This is a genomic window from Telluria sp. RT2P19 (assembly GCF_059685725.1).
Window position 1 is genome coordinate 380,722 of record NZ_JCASIL010000004.1, and the last position, 16,474, is coordinate 397,195.

Here is a 16,474-nt window from a genome sequence, read left to right on the forward strand (position 1 = left end):
TAAGGCGCCCGCGGATTGCATCACACTGCCGGCGTCGTCTTCTTGCGCAAGCGGAACACCGCCAGGCTACCACGCAGATTGGGCAGGAACTTGATCACTTCACCATCGGCCAGCGCCACGCATTCGAGTACCTCGAGGCCACATGCCACCGCCAGTTCCTGGAAGTCGTAGATCGTTGCATAGCGCACGTTCGGCGTGTCGTACCATTTATAAGGCAGCGAACGCGACATCGGCATACGGCCTTTGAGCAGCGCCAGCCGGTGCGGCCAGTGCGCGAAATTCGGGAACGAGACGATCGCCTCGCTCCCCACGCGCACGATATCGCGCAGCAGCGCCTCGACATGCTGCATCATCTGCAACGAATTCAGGCACAGCACGGTGTCGAAGGTGTTGTCGCCGAACAGGCCCAATCCCTTCTCCATATCGTGCTGGATCACATTGATGCCGCGCGCGGTGCTTTCCAGGACCTTGTCGTCGGCGATCTCGATGCCGTAGCCCGAGCAGCGCTTGCCCGACTCCAGGTAGCGCAGCATGGCGCCGTCACCGCAGCCGACGTCCAGCACGTGGGCGCCCTCGCCCACCCAGTGGGCGATGAAGGCCAGGTCAGGCCGCAAGGTATTCAGGTCGTCGAAATTCATGCGACCTCCAGCGCGATGCGGTTGTAATAGGCGCGCACCACGTTCATGTAACGCGCATCCTCGAGCAGGAAGGCGTCGTGGCCGTGCGGCGCATCGATCTCGGCATAGCTCACGCGCCGGCGGTTGCTGATCAATGCTTCGACGATCTCGCGGCTGCGCTCGGGTGAGAAGCGCCAGTCGGTGGTGAACGAGGCGACCAGAAACTGAGCGCGGGTTCCCGCCAGCGCTTTCGTCAAGTCGCCGCCATGCTCGCGCGCCGGGTCGAAGTAGTCGAGCGCCTTGGTGATCAACAAATACGTGTTGGCGTCGAAGTATTCCGAGAACTTGTCGCCCTGGTAGCGCAGATAGGATTCGATCTCGAAGTCGATGCCGAAGTCGAAGTTGTAGTCGTTGGTTTCCGCGGCGTTGCGCAGCTTGCGGCCGAATTTCTCGGCCATGTCGTCGTTGGACAGGTAGGTGATGTGGCCGACCATGCGCGCGACCTTGAGGCCGTTCTTCGGTACCACGCCGTGCTCGTAGAAGTCGCCGCCGCGGTAGTCCGGGTCAGTCAAAATGGCCTGACGCGCGACGTCGTTGAAGGCGATGTTCTGGGCCGACAGCTTGGGGGTGGACGCGATCACGATGCAGTGGCGCAGGCGCTCGGGGAACATGATGCTCCACGACAGGGCCTGCATGCCGCCGAGCGAGCCGCCCATCACGGCCGCGAACTGCTCGATGCCGAGACGGTCGGCCAGGCGCGCCTGGGCCGCGACCCAGTCCTCGACCGTCACCAGCGGGAAGGCGGCGCCGTATGGCTTGTCGGTGGCCGGGTTCACATGCATCGGTCCGGTCGAGCCGAAGCACGAGCCAAGGTTATTGATGCCGATGACGAAGAAGCGGTCGGTATCGACCGGTTTGCCCGGTCCAACCATATTGTCCCACCAGCCCGCGCTCTTCGGCGTGGCGTAGTGACCAGCCACGTGGTGCGAAGCGTTGAGCGCGTGGCAGATCAGCACCGCGTTCGACCTGTCGGCGTTGAGCGCGCCATAGGTTTCATACATCAGCGTGTAATCGCCGAGCTGGGCGCCGCTTTGCAGCAGCAGGGGTTCGGCGAAATGCATCGCCTGCGGTGTGACTATTCCAAGAGATCCCATGGGGGGCTTCAAAAGTGTTGGGTGGTGCGGTGCTTGTGGCGGTCGGCGCGGCGGCCGCCACGAAATATCAGAGGGTCTGCAACTGCTCGACGGCGCTGGCGATCTCGCCCGGCTCCATCGCGCGCAGGATGCGCCGGGTACGGGTGGTGACCACGCCGAGGTCGGTGTTTAGTATCTCTTGCTTCACCGCCAGCAGCTGCGCCGGATGCATCGAGAATTCGCGCAAGCCCATGCCCAGCAACAGGCGGGTGAGCTTGACGTCGCCGGCCATCTCGCCGCACACCGCCACGTCCAGGCCAGCCTTGTGGCCGGTGGCGATGGTCGAGGCGATCAGCTGCAATACGGCCGGGTGCAGTGGATTATACAGGTGCGCCACCTCGTAATCGACCCGGTCGATCGCCAGCAAGTATTGAATGAGGTCGTTGGTGCCGATCGACAGGAAATCCATGCGCCGCACGAACAGCGGCAGCGCCAGCGCCGCCGCCGGAATCTCGATCATGGCGCCGACCTCGATCCCCTCGTCGTACTTGATTTTCTCGTCGCGCAACTGGGCCTTGGCCTGCTCGATGATGTTCAGCGTCTGGTCGATTTCAAAGGCGTGCGCCAGCATCGGAATCAGGATCCTCACCTTGCCGAACGCCGAGGCCCTGAGGATCGCCCGCAGCTGAACCAGGAACATCTGCGGCTCGGCCAGGCAGTAGCGGATCGCGCGCAGGCCCAGCGCCGGATTGAGCGCGGTCTGGTCGGTCTGGTCGAGGGGCTTGTCGGCGCCGACGTCGAGCGTGCGGATCGTCACCGGACGGCCCTTCATCGCCAGCACCGCCCTGCGGTACTGCTCGAACTGCTCGTCTTCGTCCGGGATCCTGAGGGCCTGGGCCCCGCGGCCCATGAACAGGAATTCGGAGCGGAACAGGCCGACGCCGTTGGCGCCCGCCTCCAGCGCGGCCGGGCAGTCGTCGGGCAGCTCGATATTGGCCAGCAGCGTGATGGGGGTGCCGTCCTGGGTGACGGCCGGGGTCTTCTTGAGCTTGAGCAGGCGCTTGCGCGCCTTGGCCAGCGCCGCCTGGCGCTCGCGGTACTGCTCCAGCACCAGCTGGCTCGGATTGCAGATCACCACGCCGGCGTCGCCGTCGATGATCAGCCAGTCATCCTGCTCGACCAGGCGCGATGCCTGGTCCATGCCCACCACGGCCGGGATGTCCAGGCTGCGCGCGACGATTGCGGTGTGCGAGTTCTGGCCGCCGACATCGGTCACGAAGCCGATGAAGGTGCGCGGGCCGCCGTCGCGGTCGCGGAAAGCCAGCATGTCGGCCGGCGAGATGTCGTGGGCCACCACGATCATCTGCGGCAGCGGCTGGTCGTCGTCGACGACGATCGGCGGCACATTGAGCGCGGTGCCGGTCAGGACCTTCAGCACGCGCTCGGCCACCTGCTGGATGTCGTACTTGCGCTCACGCAGGTATTCGTCCTCGATCTCGTCGAACTGCGCCGACAGCTCGTCGATCTGTGTCACCAGCGCCCACTCGGCGTTGTAGTGGCGCGCGCGGATGATGTCCAGCGGCGCCTCGGAAATCATCGGATCGGACAGGATCAGGGCGTGGACGTCGATGAAGGCGCCCAGCTCGGTCGGGGCGTCCTTGGGCAGGTCGGTCCAGAGTTCTTGCAGGTTGCGGTGCACGGCGGCGATCGCATCCTGCAGGCGCCGCACTTCGTTTTCCACCTGGTCGTCGGCGACCAGGTAGTGCTTGACGTCGAGGGCGGCCGGCGTGAGCAGGTGGGCGCGGCCGATCGCGATCCCGCGCGAGACCGGTATACCATGGAGAAGGAAGGAGGCCATGCTGACGTCTCCTGAGCGAGATGCCGCGTTACGCGGCATTACTCGCCTTCGCCGAACTTGTCGTTGACCAGGGCCGCCAGCGCGGCGACCGCGGCCTCTTCGTCCTTGCCGTCGGCTTCCAGCGTCACCTTGGCGCCCTTGCCGGCGGCCAGCATCATGACGCCCATGATCGACTTGGCGTTGATACGGCGTCCGTTGCGGGTGAGCCAGACATCGCTCTGGAATTTTGCGGCCAGCTGCGTGAATTTGGCGGATGCGCGGGCGTGCAGGCCCAGCTTGTTGATGATCTCGAGTTCTTGTTGAATCATATTCGCTTTATCGTTGGTCTTGTCGAATCGCGCTCCTCGGCGCGCGCACCGCTATGGCTATCGCCTCATGGTAATCCCTACCCCACCCTGATCCGGTTATCCACCCGTACCGCGCCGTTCTGGGCGCCCGCCAGCGCCATCTCGACCACCACGTCGAGCGTGTCGCGCCGGTACGTGATCGCCCGCAGCAGCATCGGCAGGCTGATGCCGGCAATGACTTCGACGTGGCCGGCGTCGGCCAGCGTGTTGCAGCAATTGGACGGCGTGCCGCCCTTGACGTCGGTGATCACGAGGACGCCGTCGCCTTCGTCGAGGCGCGCGATCGCCTGTTTTGCGAGGCCATTGACCTCGCCGATATCCTGGTCGGCGGCCACGTCGATCGCCTCGAAGCGCTCGGTCGGACCGCGGAACACGTGCGCCACTGCCGCGATGAATGCCTGGCCCAGCGGCGCGTGGGTCAGGAGCAGGATGCCTACCATGATGTTATTTGTTTACCTTTTGTTCGACCGCATCGATGAACATCGCGGCCACGTCGAATCCGGCCTGGTCATGAATCTCTTGGAAACAGGTCGGGCTGGTCACGTTGACTTCGGTTAAGAAGTCGCCGATCACGTCCAATCCTACCAGCAACAGGCCACGCTCGGCCAGCACCGGGCCCAGGGCCTCGGCGATCTCGCGCTCGCGCGCGCTGATCGGCTGGGCCACGCCCAGGCCGCCGGCGGCCAGGTTGCCGCGCACTTCGCCGCCCTGCGGGATGCGCGCCAGCACGAAGGGCACCGGCTTGCCGCCGATGACCAGCACGCGCTTGTCGCCCTTGTCGATGGCCGGGATGAATTTCTGGGCCATGATGGTGTTGCGGCCATTGTCGGTGAGGGTCTCGATGATGGAGCCCAGGTTCAGGCCGTCGCTTTTCACGCGGAAGATGCCGGCGCCGCCCATGCCGTCCAACGGTTTGAAGATCACGTCGGCATGCCTGGCGTGGAAGGCGCGCAGGCGCGCCGCATCGGACGTGACCAGGGTCGGCGAGGTGTAGTCGCTGAATTGGCCGATCGCCATCTTCTCGTTATGGTCGCGGATCGCGCGCGGGCTGTTGATCACGCACGCACCCTGGCGCTCGGCCAGTTCCAGCAGATAGGTACCGTAGACATATTCCATGTCGAACGGCGGATCCTTGCGCTCGAGGATGGCGTCGAATTCACCCAGGTTCACATCGACCGCCGGATCGGCGCGGTACCATTCGTCGGCGTCGCCGGTCAGGTGGATCTGCGCCACGCGCGCGCTGACGACGCCTTCTTCGAGCACCATGTCGCGCTGTTCGAAGTGATAGATGGCATGGCCGCGCCGCGCCGCCTCGCGCATCATGGCGAAGGTCGAATCCTTGTAGATCTTGAATCCGGACAGAGGGTCGGCGAGAAAGGCGATTTTCATGGGGCTTCCATTCGAGGTAATGCCTGATTTTAGCCCGAATTGCAGAAACTCGCGGACCGGCCCATCGACCATTCATACCTCAAAGTGCACTGCGGCAATTTGTTGGGTGCCGGGCGATGCAACTGAGACAGCGCAATCGTAGCGGGGCAATCACGAGCGACCATGAAGCATGGATACCCAACCGAGCCGGCAGGCGGAGCAGGAGCGCATCGAGGATGTCTACCGCAACTGGCATGGCGGCGCCGCGCTGGCGCGCTACGCCTGGCATCGGCCCGAGATCCTGCAGCAGGTCGCGGCGCGTTCACGTGGCTTCGCCGACCTGCTCTCCTGTACGGTCGGCGCCGACCTGGCTGACGTGCAAGTGCTCGATGTCGGCTGCGGCACCGGCGGTTTCTTGCGCCAGATGATCGACTGGGGCGCCTCCCCCGCCAATCTCACCGGCACCGAACTCCAGAAAGACCGGCTCGACCATGCGCGCCGATGTACGGCGCACGGCGTGCGCTGGCACCTGGGTACGCTCGATGCGCTGCCGCCCGCGGGCCATGACCTGGTCACGGCGCAAACGGTGTTTTCCTCGGTGCTCGATCCGGCCCTGCGGCGCGAACTGGCCGCGCAGATGTGGCGCGCGCTGCGCCCGGGCGGCTGGTGTCTCGTGTTCGATTTTCGCTACGACAACCCGCGCAACCGCAATGTGCGCCGGGTCACCCGCGCCGAGCTGCAGGCGTGGTGGCCGGGCAGCGAGCCGCGCTACCGCAGCCTGGTGCTGGCGCCGCCTATCCACCGCCTGCTGGCCACGGCGCCATATATGGTGACCGAACTGCTGACAGCGCTGGCGCCGGCGCTGCGCTCGCACTTCATGTATGTGGTGCGCAAGGAGGAGTAGCACCCCTCCCGGGGGCCGATCAATACACTTCCGGGTTCGGGTCGGTGCGTTCCATTTCGAGCGACGCCGCCAGCATGCCCAGCCGCGCCACCACGCCATACACATAGAAACGGTTTGGCGCCGCCGTGCCCGGCTTGGCCTTCAGGTCGGGCACCGCATGCTGCTGGGCAAAAGCCAGCGGCACGTATTGCGAGCCCGGCGAATTCAGGTTCTGGTCGATGCCGCGTTCGGCATGCACGCGGTAGAAGCCGCCCACGACGTAGCGGTCGATCATGTATACCACCGGCTCGGCCACGGCGTCGTCGATCGACTCGAAGGTCGGCACGCCTTCCTGGATGATCAGGTCGGTCACCGCGACACCATCCTTGATCACCGACATGCGGGCACGCTGGGCCGGGGTCAGGTCGCGCACCTCGCTGGCGTCCTTGATCGTCATCACGCCCATGCCGTAGGTGCCGGCGTCGGGCTTCAGGATCACGAAGGGCTTGCGCTCCTTCATGCCGTACTCCTTGTACTTCTTCTTGATCTTGGAGAACAGTGCCGAGACATTGTCGGCCAGTTCCTCGGTGCCGACGTTCTCGCGCAGGTCGACTTCGCCGCACTTGCTGTGCAGGGGATTGACCAGCCACGGGTCGATATCGATCAGCTTGCCGAACTTCTTGGCGACTTCATCGAACGCCTTCAGGTGGTTGCTCTTGCGGCGCAGCGCCCAGCCGGCATGCAGCGGCGGCAGTAGCGACTGCTCGTGCACGTTCTCGAGGATGGACGGAATGCCGGCCGACAGGTCATTGTTGAGCAAGATGGTGCACGGGTCGAAATCGGCCAGGCCGACGCGGCGCCCGTTGGGCGAGCGCACCAGCGGCTCGACCACCAACATATTGCCGTCAGGCAGGGCCAGCGGCGTCGGTTCGGTCACTTCCGGCGAGAACGAGCCCAGGCGCACGTGCAGGCCGGTCTGGCGGAAGATCTGCATCAGTCGCGCCACGTTCTGCAGGTACATCGGGTTGCGCGTATGCGTCTCGGGAACCAGCAGCAGGTTGCGCGCATCCGGGCAGTATTTATCGATCGCCGCCATGGCGGCCTGCACCGTCAGCGGCAGCATCTCGGTCGGCAGGTTGTTGAAACCGCCCGGGAACAGGTTGGTATCGACCGGCGCCAGCTTATAGCCCGCATTGCGCAAGTCTACCGAGCAATAGAACGGTGGCGTATGCTCCTGCCACTCGAGCCGGAACCAGCGCTCGATGGCGGGGGTGGCTTCGAGGATTTTCTTTTCCAGGTCCAGCAAAGGACCGGTCTGGGCGGTGGCGAGGTGCGGAACCATGTAGGACGTCCTTGTTATGCGCTTCTTGTTGTTTACTTAGTTGGGTTAGTCATATGGGGTGTACCCGGCCTTTTTAAAGAGGCGTTGCCAAAGATGCAAAAAAGGCGCCCGCAGGCGCCTTTTGACCGACGTCAAAAGATGTCAGTAGCGGTACGCCGATTCTCCGTGGCTGGTAATGTCCAGGCCTTCGCGCTCTTCGTCTTCAGGCACCCGCAGGCCGATCACGATATCGACCAGCTTGAAGGCGATGAAGGCGACGACCGCCGACCACACGACGGTCACGACCACGCCATGCGCCTGCACCAGCACCTGGCTGGCGATCGAGTAGCTGGTGTTCATGGCGTTGGTGGTGTAGTCCCACACGCCCTGGCCACCCAGCGACGGCGCCGCGAACACGCCGGTCAGCAGCGCACCCAGGATGCCGCCCACGCCATGCACGCCGAACACGTCGAGCGAATCATCGGCGCGCAACATGCGCTTCAGGCCGGTCACGCCCCACAGGCAGATGATACCAGCCAGCAGGCCCATGACCAAGGCGCCCATCGGGCCGACGAAACCGGCGCCCGGGGTGATCGCCACCAGGCCCGAGATGGCGCCCGAAGCGGCGCCCAGCATCGACGGCTTGCGCTTGAACATCCACTCGCCGGCCGCCCACGAGACGGTAGCGGCGGCGGTCGCCAGCAGGGTGTTGATGAAGGCCAGCGCCGCGATGTCGCCCGCTTCGAGCGCCGAGCCGGCGTTGAAGCCGAACCAGCCGACCCACAGCAGCGAGGCGCCGACCATGGTCATCGGCAGCGAGTGCGGGGCCATCGATTCCTTGCCGTAGCCGACGCGCTTGCCGATCACGTAGGCGCCCACCAGGCCGGCCACGGCCGAGTTGATGTGGACCACGGTGCCGCCCGCGAAGTCGAGCGCGCCTTGCTGCCACAGGTAGCCGGCGCCGGCGGTCACGGTGGCCAGCGAGGCGGCGTCGCTGATCGCGTCAGGACCGGCCCAGAACCAGACCATGTGCGCCATCGGCAGGTAGGCGAAGGTGAACCAGATCACCACGAAGGCCAGCACCGCCGAGAAGCGTGCGCGCTCGGCGAAGGAACCGACGATCAGCGCGCAGGTGATGGCGGCGAAGGTACCCTGGAAGGCGACGAAGATGAACTCGGGAATCATCGCCTCTTTGGTGAAGGTCGCGGCCATTGCGAAGGTGCCGGCGGCCGGGTCCCAGATGCCCTGCAGGAAGGCGCGGTCGAAGCCGCCGATGAAGGCATTGTTGCCGGTGAAGGCCAGCGAGTAGCCGTACAGGCACCACAGCACGATGATCAGCGAAAACACCATCATGACCTGCATCAGGACCGACAGCATGTTCTTGGCGCGCACCATGCCGCCGTAGAACAGCGCCAGGCCCGGGATCACCATCATGATGACCAGCAGGGTGGCGACGAACATCCAGGCGGTATCCCCTTTGTTGATGGACGGCGCCGCCATGGCCGGGAGGGCCAGGCCCAGGCCCAGCATGGCGGACAGGATTTTTGTCGTTATATGCTTCATGAACACTTTCCTTCTTACAGTGCGTCGTTGCCGGTCTCGCCGGTGCGGATACGGATGACCTGGTTCAGGTCGGCCACGAAGATCTTGCCGTCACCGATCTTGCCGGTGCGGGCGGCGCCCTGGATCGCATCGATTACCTGGTCGACGACGGCATCGTCGACGGCGGCTTCGATCTTGATCTTGGGCAGGAAATCGACGACGTACTCGGCGCCACGGTACAGCTCGGTGTGGCCTTTCTGGCGACCGAAACCCTTCACTTCAGTCACCGTCATGCCTTGCACGTTGATTTCCGACAGCGCTTCTCGCACCTCGTCGAGCTTGAAGGGCTTGATGATGGCGGTAATCATTTTCATGGTATTGCCTCTTTGCTATCAAAAAGTTTTTGACACGGACAGCACGGCGGCCGATTTGCCCAGGTTCTTGCCCTCAGGACTCAGGTAGGCGTCGGTATTCGCCTTGTGCCAGGCCAGGGCCACGGTGGCGACCCCGAAGTCCTTCGTCACCCCGACCCGGTAGTCGGTGTACGACACCGGGCTGTTGTTCTTGACGCGCTGGCGGCCGACGTGCAGGTTGAGCAGGAAGCCATTGCCAACGTCGATGTCGGCGCCCACGTCCAGGTATCCGCTCTGCTTGCTGTCGGCGGTGCCGAACAGATTGGTCGTCGAGTGCGAATACTTGATGTACGCCGGACCGAAGCCGAGCTTGCCGTACAGCTCGAAAGTATTCGCATTTGGATCAAGGCTATTGTCCGGATAGTAGTAATACAGGCCGCCAACGTCGTAGCTGACCGTCTCGGTCAGCTGGCCGCGTTTGCCGGCATACAAGTCCCATTCGATATTGCCGTCGCCACCCAGATCCTTGGTCCACTTGATGGTGGACAGCCAGGTGCCTACGTAAAAGCCGGATGGGGCGTGTACGTAGTCGACGCCGCCCGACAGGGCGGGGTCGAAATCGGTTTGCGCGAGCCCGCGGTAACGGTATTCGCTGGCGAGGCTCACGTTGTAGCTCACCTGGTGTTCGGCGGGTTGTTCCTGTGCCATGGCCTGGGCGCTGGTAAAAGCCAGAATCGCCAGGCTGATTGCGTTGATTTTTGCAGTGCACTTCATGACAAACCCCCTTGATGATGAACAATTACTGCGTTTGGATTCCCTTTTTTATTGCGTTTTCTACCCTTCATTTAGCAGGATGCGTGCCAGCCCATAAAGGGCTGAAAATGGCCTTGTTTTTTTGGTAAACACGCCCCACATCAGTTTTGCTCCATTACAACCGACCGCGAACGGCGCGCTGCATGCCGGGCGGCGCACCAAATCTGGCTGTATTGCACCGCAATGGTGCGTGCACCAATGGCAAAAAGGGATCAGGACATGAACAACAGTAATTTCTTCAGCGATTTGCAGGGCAAGATCAATCAGGCGCTCGAAAGCGGACCGGCCAAGGACATCGAGCGCAACGTCAAGGCGGCGATGACTTCGGGCTTCGCCAAGCTCGACCTGGTCACGCGTGAGGAATTCGATATCCAGGCCCAAGTGCTGGCCAAGACACGCGCCAAGCTGGAAGCGCTGGAGCTGCGCGTGATCGAACTCGAAGCACGCCTGGCCGGTGGCGCGTCCGCCCCGGCGAGCGCGACGGCGGCGACCACCCCACAACCGGGGGCGGCGCCGTCGGCCACGGCGCCGTTCCCGAACCAGCCCGAGGATCCGACCATCGTGCTGCCGCCGAGCCTGGATAAATCGGGCGATACGCCGATCGACAAACCATAAGCACGCGTGCATTCATGGACAGGGCGACCAGCATGAATGCACCAGACAAGCCGTCCGGCACCTTGCCCGCGCAAGCAGTATCGCTGGACGTGCTGCTCGAGAAATACGCCAGGGGCGACGAGCGCACGATCGACGACGTGCGGCGGCGCATTGCGCGCGCGCTGGCCGCCCTCGAGCCCGTGCCGCAGCGCGCCGACTGTGAACGCCGCTTCCTTTGGGCCCAGCAACAGGGCTTCATTCCCGCCGGCCGGATTGCCTCCGCCGCCGGCCTCGGCCTGCGCGCCACCCTCATCAACTGTTTCGTGCAGCCGGTCGGCGATTCGATCACGGGCGCTAGCGATGGCCTGCCCGGCATTTATACCGCGCTCAGCGAAGCCGCCGAGACCATGCGCCGCGGCGGTGGGGTCGGCTACGATTTCTCAGCCATCCGCCCCTTTGGCAGCAAGGTGGCCGGCACCGCATCGCGCGCTTCCGGCCCGGTGTCGTACATGGAAGTGTTCGACGCTTCCTGCCGCACCGTGGAATCGGCCGGTGCCCGGCGCGGCGCCCAGATGGGCGTGCTGCGCATCGACCATCCCGACATCGAGCGCTTCATCGCGGCCAAGGACACGGGCCGGCTCACCAATTTCAATATATCGGTCGGGGTGACGGATGCCTTCATGCGCGCCGTCGAAGCGGATGACGCGTTCGCGCTGGTGCACGCGGCCGAGCCGGGCGATGAAGACCTGGCCGCCGGCGGCCGCCGCCGCGACGACGGCCCGTGGGTCTACCGCGAGGTGCGCGCGCGCGACCTGTGGGAGCGCATCATGTTCTCGACCTATGACCATGCCGAGCCGGGCGTGCTGTTCGTCGACCGCATGAATGCCGAGAACAATCTCTGGTATGCCGAGGAGCTGCGCGCCACCAACCCCTGCGGTGAGCAGCCCCTGCCGCCATATGGCTGCTGCGACCTCGGCTCGCTCAACCTGACCGTCTTCGTCCACGACGCCTTCTCACCGGATGCCCGGCTCGACTTCGAGCGCATGCGGGAGGTGGCGACGGTCGCGGTGCGCATGCTCGACCTGGTGCTGGACGCCACCCAGTGGCCGCTGCAGCAGCAGGCGGCCGAGGCGCGCGCCAAGCGCCGCATCGGCCTGGGCTTCCTGGGCCTGGGCAGCGCGCTGGCGATGCTGGGGCTGCGCTACGACAGCGACGAAGGCCGCGCCATGGCGGCGCGCATTGCGAGCGCGCTGCGCGATGCGGCCTATGCGGCCTCGATCGGACTGGCGCGCGACAAAGGCGCTTTTCCGCTGTTCGACGCCGACCGATACCTGCGCGGCCAATTCATCGAACGCCTGCCGCAGGCGCTGCGCGACGGCATCCGCGCGCACGGCATCCGCAACTCGCACCTGCTGTCGATCGCGCCCACCGGCACCATTTCGCTGGCCTTCGCCGACAACGCATCGAACGGCATCGAGCCGCCCTATTCCTGGACCTACCAGCGCAAGAAACGCACCGCCGATGGCGGCACGCGCAACTACGAGGTGGCGGACCACGCCTGGCGCCTGTACCGCCAGCGGCACGGCGACGCCGCCCTGCCCCCAGCCTTCGTTACCGCCCTCGAGCTGCGCGCGCTCGACCACCTGCGCATGGTGGAGGCGGTCCAACCCTTCATCGACACTGCGATCTCGAAGACCGTCAACGTGCCAGAGGACTATCCCTACGAGGACTTTCGCGACCTGTACCTGGAAGCCTGGCGCGCCGGGCTGAAAGGACTGGCGACCTACCGCCCGAACGCGGTGCTGGGCAGTGTGTTGTCGGCCACGCCCGCCGTTCCCGCGCACGCGCCGGCCGCCAACCAGACGCCGGACGACGATCCGCTGCGCAAGCGCTTCGAACACCGCCCGCTGGGCGAACTCGAATCGGTCACCTCCAAGATCGAATACTCGACCCAGGAAGGCCGCAAGACCGCCTACCTGACGGTAAGCTTCCTGCGCGCCGAAGGCATGTGGGAAGGCCGGCCCGTGACGATCGAGCGCCCCTTCGAATTCTTCATGCCGGCCAACCAGCGCACCGGAGGCCACCAGTGGATCACGGCCTCGATGCGGCTGCTGTCGATGGTGGCGCGCGCCGGCGGCCCGATCGCGCGCGCCCTGGCCGATATGCGCGAGGTGGTGTGGGAAAAAGGGCCGGTACGCTGCGGCCACATCACGCGCGAGGACGGGGTGCGGGTGCCGGTCTACCACGACTCCGAAGTCGCGGCGATCGCTTTCATGCTGCAGCGGATGCTGATCCGGCGCGGCTTCCTTGATGAACAGGGCAACCAGGCGCCGGTCGGCGCGCTGGCGCGCCGCTTCGAACGGCACGCGCACGACGGCGCGCCCGACCGGCAATCGCAGCCAGAGACGCCGGCCGAACCGCTGCCCGTGATGAACGGCGCCAAGTGCCCGGAATGCGGCGCGCTGGCGCTGCGCAAGGTCGATGGCTGTTCGCGCTGCGCATCCTGCCACTACCTGGGCGAGTGCGGCTGACCTTCGACAAGTGGCGCCCGCCTGCCGCGCTCGGGCATACTGCCGGGGATCGCAACCATTCTTGCCCCCCAACGATGAGCTACTACGCCCTCAAGCATATCCACATGACCTTCGCCGTCCTGAGCGGCGCCCTGTTCCTGCTGCGCGGCCTGTGGATGCTGGCCGCGTCGGACTACCTGCAGCGGCGCTGGGTGAAGGTCGCGCCGCACGTGATCGACACCCTGCTGCTGGCCAGCGCCGTCGGCCTGGCGGTATGGAGCAGCCAGTATCCGGGCCAGTCGCCGTGGCTGACGGCCAAGCTGGTGGCGCTGGTCGCCTATGTCGGCCTGGGCACGGTGGCGCTCAAGCGCGGTCGTACGCGCCAGGTGCGCGCGCTGGCCTTCGTCGGCGCGCTGGCCTGCTTCGGCTACATCCTGGCGGTGGCGGTCACCAAGAATCCGCTCATCGCTGCCTGAGCGGCGACGCTCAGGCAGCGCAGCGCACGGCGCGCCGCACCGCCTGGTCGCCCCAGTCGGGACCCTGCCCGCCGGCGCGCGCCGCGAATACCTGTCCTCCCATCAGGAAGCCGCTCAACACGAAGAACCGGTCGCCGCTCATCCAGCCAAGGAGGGCGAGCCGGCACGCGCGGGCCGTGGCTGATCAAGTGGCAGGCCATGCCCCGGACGATCGCCAGCGCGCAGCATATCGGGGCCGGGAAGATGGGCAAGACGACCGGATCGGACCATGAGCAGGAAGGTAGCGCGGCGCCGTCGCGTGGTTGCCTGTCGCGGCAATGCGTGTCAGCGCCGCTTCAGCTGTGTCAGGTGCGCCGCCACCTGCGCGTGCTCGCGCCGCGCGAGCGGCGGCACGCCCGCCAGCGCGGCCTGGTAGGCCGCGATCGCGCGCCGCCGGTCGCCCCGCGCTTCATGGACTTCGCCCAGTGTCTTGTAGACATAGGGCCGGGGTGCGATCGCGGCCGCCTTTTCCAGCTGGACCACGGCGTCGGCCAGGCGCCCCTGGGCCCGCGCCACCAGCGCCAGGCCATAGGGGCCATGCTCGCTGGATGGCAGGCGCCGGCTCAACTCCTGGAACAGCAGGCTGCTCTGCGCATAGCGGCGCGCGTCGAGATGGGCAGTGGCCAGGGTCAGCAGCAGCTCGCGCTGGCTGCCCTGCACCAGGACATATTCTTCCAGGTCGGCCGCCAGGATGTGCTCTTCGGCCTCGTCCAGCTTGCCTTCATCGAAAGCGTAGATGGCGCGCATCAGGCGGGTCAGGTCGGGATCGGTGCGCCGCGCCTCTGTGGCCAGTTCGCGCGCGCGCAATTCGCTGCCGCCCAGGAAGAACGGCGTCTCGAGATAGAAACGCATCAGGTTCACGCGCGCGCGGTAATTCACCGGATCGAAGCGTAGCGCGCGCTCGAGCGTGTCGCGGGTGGCGCGCGCATTGCGCAGGAAACCAAGCACGCCGCTCGCATTCCACTGCGCCATCAAGGCATTGCCCAGCGCCTCGGCGCACGGACTGCTGTCCGGATGAACCTCGACGCAGCGCTCGGCCACGGCGCGTGCCTGCGGCACGCTGTCCGGGCCACCCTGGGCAATGCGCAAATCCACCAGGGCCGACAGCGCTGCCGGATCGGCGGCATTGCGCGCCAGCCTGGCGCCGATCGCCCGACTGGCTTCGCCGAAGCGCTTCTCAATTACCAAACGTGCGATGGGGTCGGTCTGGGCAGCATGCGCAATCCCACTCCCGACGCCCAACAGCAATACCGGCACCCACCATGCCAAACTCTTAACCAGCATTGCATGACCTCTCCACAAGACCCAGCCTTTTCCGTAGCGGCCAGTCTTGCTTTTTTGATCAGATTATATTGTTTGTTATTTGATTTAAAGCAAATCGTCACACAGAATGTATTTACACGTCAATGCGGGCCGAATACTTATTGCCTACAAACCATGGCGCACTCACACAAAAATCGATTGCTTGAGCCGAATCAACGCAGTCGGCGTTCACCGCGATATTTCGCCAGCTCGGCCTTGAGCCAGGCAGCGCTTGCGACCGGGGCAGCACTGCCGCAGCGGACCTGGTAGGGCGTACCGCTGAGGCTGCTTTCGCTGGCGGCGCGCGTGATGAAATCCTCGCTCGACGCGACCAGGTCACGCTTTTGCAGGTAATCGTACTTGCGCTGCAGGTGCTTGGCGGCCTGGGCCGCATCGTGCCAGCTGCCGTTGCGCTGGAAACTGCAACCGGATGCGGTGAGGTAGCTGATCAGATGAGCGATTTCCTGGCGCGCCGCCGGCGCCGGTTCGGCATGGGCGAGCAGCGGCGAAAGGATCAGCAGGATTGCGGTGAACCGTTTCATCGTCGGCAGAAGCTGTGGAGACGCCCCAGTATGCCGCGTAATCCGTATTCGTGCGCTGCGCGGGGAAGTAGAGCGCGCATGCAGGCTGGATGAAATGCGGTCCGGCCAACGATGTTGCGGCCCTGACGCGGCGCTGCCGCCGACCTGTCGTTTATACTGACAGGCTGTCATCCCTACCGCGCACATGATGAAAACGTCCCTGACCTTGTTCGCGCGCGCCGCCGTCTGCGTCGCGCTGGGTGTTCCCGCGGCCGCCTGGGCGCAGGCGCCCGTGACCGCCGCCGGCGCACCAGAAGCATCCGAAGCACCTGGAGCGCACGATGCGGGTTCCAGCCTTCTGCGCCGGCTCGACGGCAAATGGCGCATGTCGGGCGACGTGCGCGGCAAGCCGGTGACCTACGACATGGTAGCCCAACCCGTCCTGCAAGGCAGGTTCACGGCGCTGCGGATGAAGGACGTACAGGTGCCGGCCCAGTACGAGGCAGCCGTGTACGTCGGCTACGACAAGGCCAGCGAAACCGTCATCGCGCACTGGATGGACAGCTTCGGGCCGACCTCGTCGATTCCGCACGGGACCGGGCAAATCGACGGCAACACCATCCAGTTCATCATCCCCTACTCCACCGGGCCGTTTCGCAACACCTGGCGCTACGATCCTGCAACCGCCTCCTGGCAGTTCTGGCTCGAGTCGGGACAAGCGGATGGCTCATGGAAGCATTTCGCACGCTATGAGGTCAGGCGCGACTAAAAGCGCCACGGCGGGTTCGCGCCGCAGC

The 16,474-nt window shown here is 65.2% G+C and carries 17 protein-coding genes and 1 pseudogene; 5 read left to right on the plus strand and 13 right to left on the minus strand.

Going from position 1 to position 16,474, the window contains the following annotated elements; translation table 11 throughout:
- Positions 1–20 precede the first annotated feature (20 nt).
- From metW to gshB, 6 genes are all read right to left on the minus strand, one after another.
- Positions 21–638, minus strand: a complete 618-nt coding sequence (gene metW / locus AC56KW_RS08010; RefSeq protein WP_497170198.1) for a methionine biosynthesis protein MetW — start codon at positions 636–638, stop codon at positions 21–23.
- Positions 635–1,771 (minus strand): homoserine O-succinyltransferase MetX, encoded by a 1,137-nt coding sequence (metX, locus tag AC56KW_RS08015; protein WP_497170199.1) that lies wholly within the window; start codon positions 1,769–1,771, stop codon positions 635–637. Before metX ends, metW begins: the two co-directional genes overlap by 4 nt.
- Before the next feature lie 67 nt (positions 1,772–1,838).
- A complete protein-coding gene (gene ptsP / locus AC56KW_RS08020; protein WP_497170200.1) occupies positions 1,839–3,608 on the minus strand; it encodes a phosphoenolpyruvate--protein phosphotransferase in 1,770 nt (589 codons plus the stop codon).
- Positions 3,609–3,646: 38 nt separating this feature from the next.
- Positions 3,647–3,916: an HPr family phosphocarrier protein gene (locus AC56KW_RS08025; RefSeq protein ID WP_497170201.1), complete on the minus strand. Its 270-nt coding sequence runs from the start codon at positions 3,914–3,916 to the stop codon at positions 3,647–3,649.
- Between the two features lie 77 nt (positions 3,917–3,993).
- Positions 3,994–4,395 carry a PTS sugar transporter subunit IIA gene (locus tag AC56KW_RS08030; protein WP_497170202.1) on the minus strand — a complete coding sequence of 134 codons (402 nt, stop codon included), beginning with the start codon at positions 4,393–4,395 and terminating at the stop codon, positions 3,994–3,996.
- A 4-nt stretch (positions 4,396–4,399) separates the two neighbouring features.
- Positions 4,400–5,344, minus strand: a complete 945-nt coding sequence (gshB, locus tag AC56KW_RS08035) for a glutathione synthase (protein WP_497170203.1) — start codon at positions 5,342–5,344, stop codon at positions 4,400–4,402.
- Between the two features lie 169 nt (positions 5,345–5,513).
- On the opposite strand from gshB, the gene AC56KW_RS08040 reads away from it, so the two are divergent.
- Positions 5,514–6,227, plus strand: coding sequence for a class I SAM-dependent methyltransferase (locus tag AC56KW_RS08040; protein ID WP_497170204.1), 714 nt, complete (start codon positions 5,514–5,516; stop codon positions 6,225–6,227).
- Between the two features lie 19 nt (positions 6,228–6,246).
- Here the strand turns inward: AC56KW_RS08040 and gshA are convergent, their stop codons facing one another.
- The 4 genes from gshA to AC56KW_RS08060 form a co-directional block, all read right to left on the minus strand.
- Positions 6,247–7,548 (minus strand): glutamate--cysteine ligase, encoded by a 1,302-nt coding sequence (gshA, locus tag AC56KW_RS08045; RefSeq protein ID WP_497170205.1) that lies wholly within the window; start codon positions 7,546–7,548, stop codon positions 6,247–6,249.
- 141 nt (positions 7,549–7,689) lie between these two features.
- Entirely contained in the window at positions 7,690–9,090 is a 1,401-nt protein-coding gene (locus AC56KW_RS08050; RefSeq protein WP_497170206.1) for an ammonium transporter, read from the minus strand.
- A gap of 14 nt (positions 9,091–9,104) precedes the next feature.
- A complete protein-coding gene (gene glnK / locus AC56KW_RS08055; protein WP_005667790.1) occupies positions 9,105–9,443 on the minus strand; it encodes a P-II family nitrogen regulator in 339 nt (112 codons plus the stop codon).
- 18 nt (positions 9,444–9,461) lie between these two features.
- Positions 9,462–10,196, minus strand: coding sequence for a TorF family putative porin (locus tag AC56KW_RS08060; RefSeq protein WP_497170207.1), 735 nt, complete (start codon positions 10,194–10,196; stop codon positions 9,462–9,464).
- Positions 10,197–10,454: 258 nt separating this feature from the next.
- On the opposite strand from AC56KW_RS08060, the pseudogene AC56KW_RS08065 reads away from it, so the two are divergent.
- From AC56KW_RS08065 to AC56KW_RS08075, 3 genes and pseudogenes are all read left to right on the plus strand, one after another.
- Positions 10,455–10,682, plus strand: a pseudogene (locus tag AC56KW_RS08065) (accessory factor UbiK family protein); the annotation flags it as partial.
- A 200-nt stretch (positions 10,683–10,882) separates the two neighbouring features.
- The gene (locus AC56KW_RS08070; protein WP_497170208.1) at positions 10,883–13,360 is read left to right on the plus strand and encodes an adenosylcobalamin-dependent ribonucleoside-diphosphate reductase; all 2,478 of its coding nucleotides are present in this window, start codon (positions 10,883–10,885) and stop codon (positions 13,358–13,360) included.
- A 74-nt stretch (positions 13,361–13,434) separates the two neighbouring features.
- Positions 13,435–13,815 (plus strand): SirB2 family protein, encoded by a 381-nt coding sequence (locus AC56KW_RS08075; protein ID WP_497170209.1) that lies wholly within the window; start codon positions 13,435–13,437, stop codon positions 13,813–13,815.
- Between the two features lie 10 nt (positions 13,816–13,825).
- On the opposite strand, the gene AC56KW_RS08080 is transcribed toward AC56KW_RS08075, so the two are convergent.
- The 3 genes from AC56KW_RS08080 to AC56KW_RS08090 form a co-directional block, all read right to left on the minus strand.
- On the minus strand, positions 13,826–13,957 hold the full coding sequence (locus tag AC56KW_RS08080; RefSeq protein ID WP_497170210.1) for a hypothetical protein: 132 nt from the start codon (positions 13,955–13,957) through the stop codon (positions 13,826–13,828).
- A gap of 182 nt (positions 13,958–14,139) precedes the next feature.
- A complete protein-coding gene (locus AC56KW_RS08085; protein ID WP_497170211.1) occupies positions 14,140–15,138 on the minus strand; it encodes a tetratricopeptide repeat protein in 999 nt (332 codons plus the stop codon).
- Positions 15,139–15,329: 191 nt separating this feature from the next.
- Positions 15,330–15,698 carry a YfeK family protein gene (locus AC56KW_RS08090; RefSeq protein ID WP_497170212.1) on the minus strand — a complete coding sequence of 123 codons (369 nt, stop codon included), beginning with the start codon at positions 15,696–15,698 and terminating at the stop codon, positions 15,330–15,332.
- Positions 15,699–15,882: 184 nt separating this feature from the next.
- Between AC56KW_RS08090 and AC56KW_RS08095 the strand changes: the two genes are divergently transcribed.
- A complete protein-coding gene (locus tag AC56KW_RS08095; RefSeq protein WP_497170213.1) occupies positions 15,883–16,446 on the plus strand; it encodes a DUF1579 family protein in 564 nt (187 codons plus the stop codon).
- The last annotated feature ends 28 nt before the right edge of the window (positions 16,447–16,474 follow it).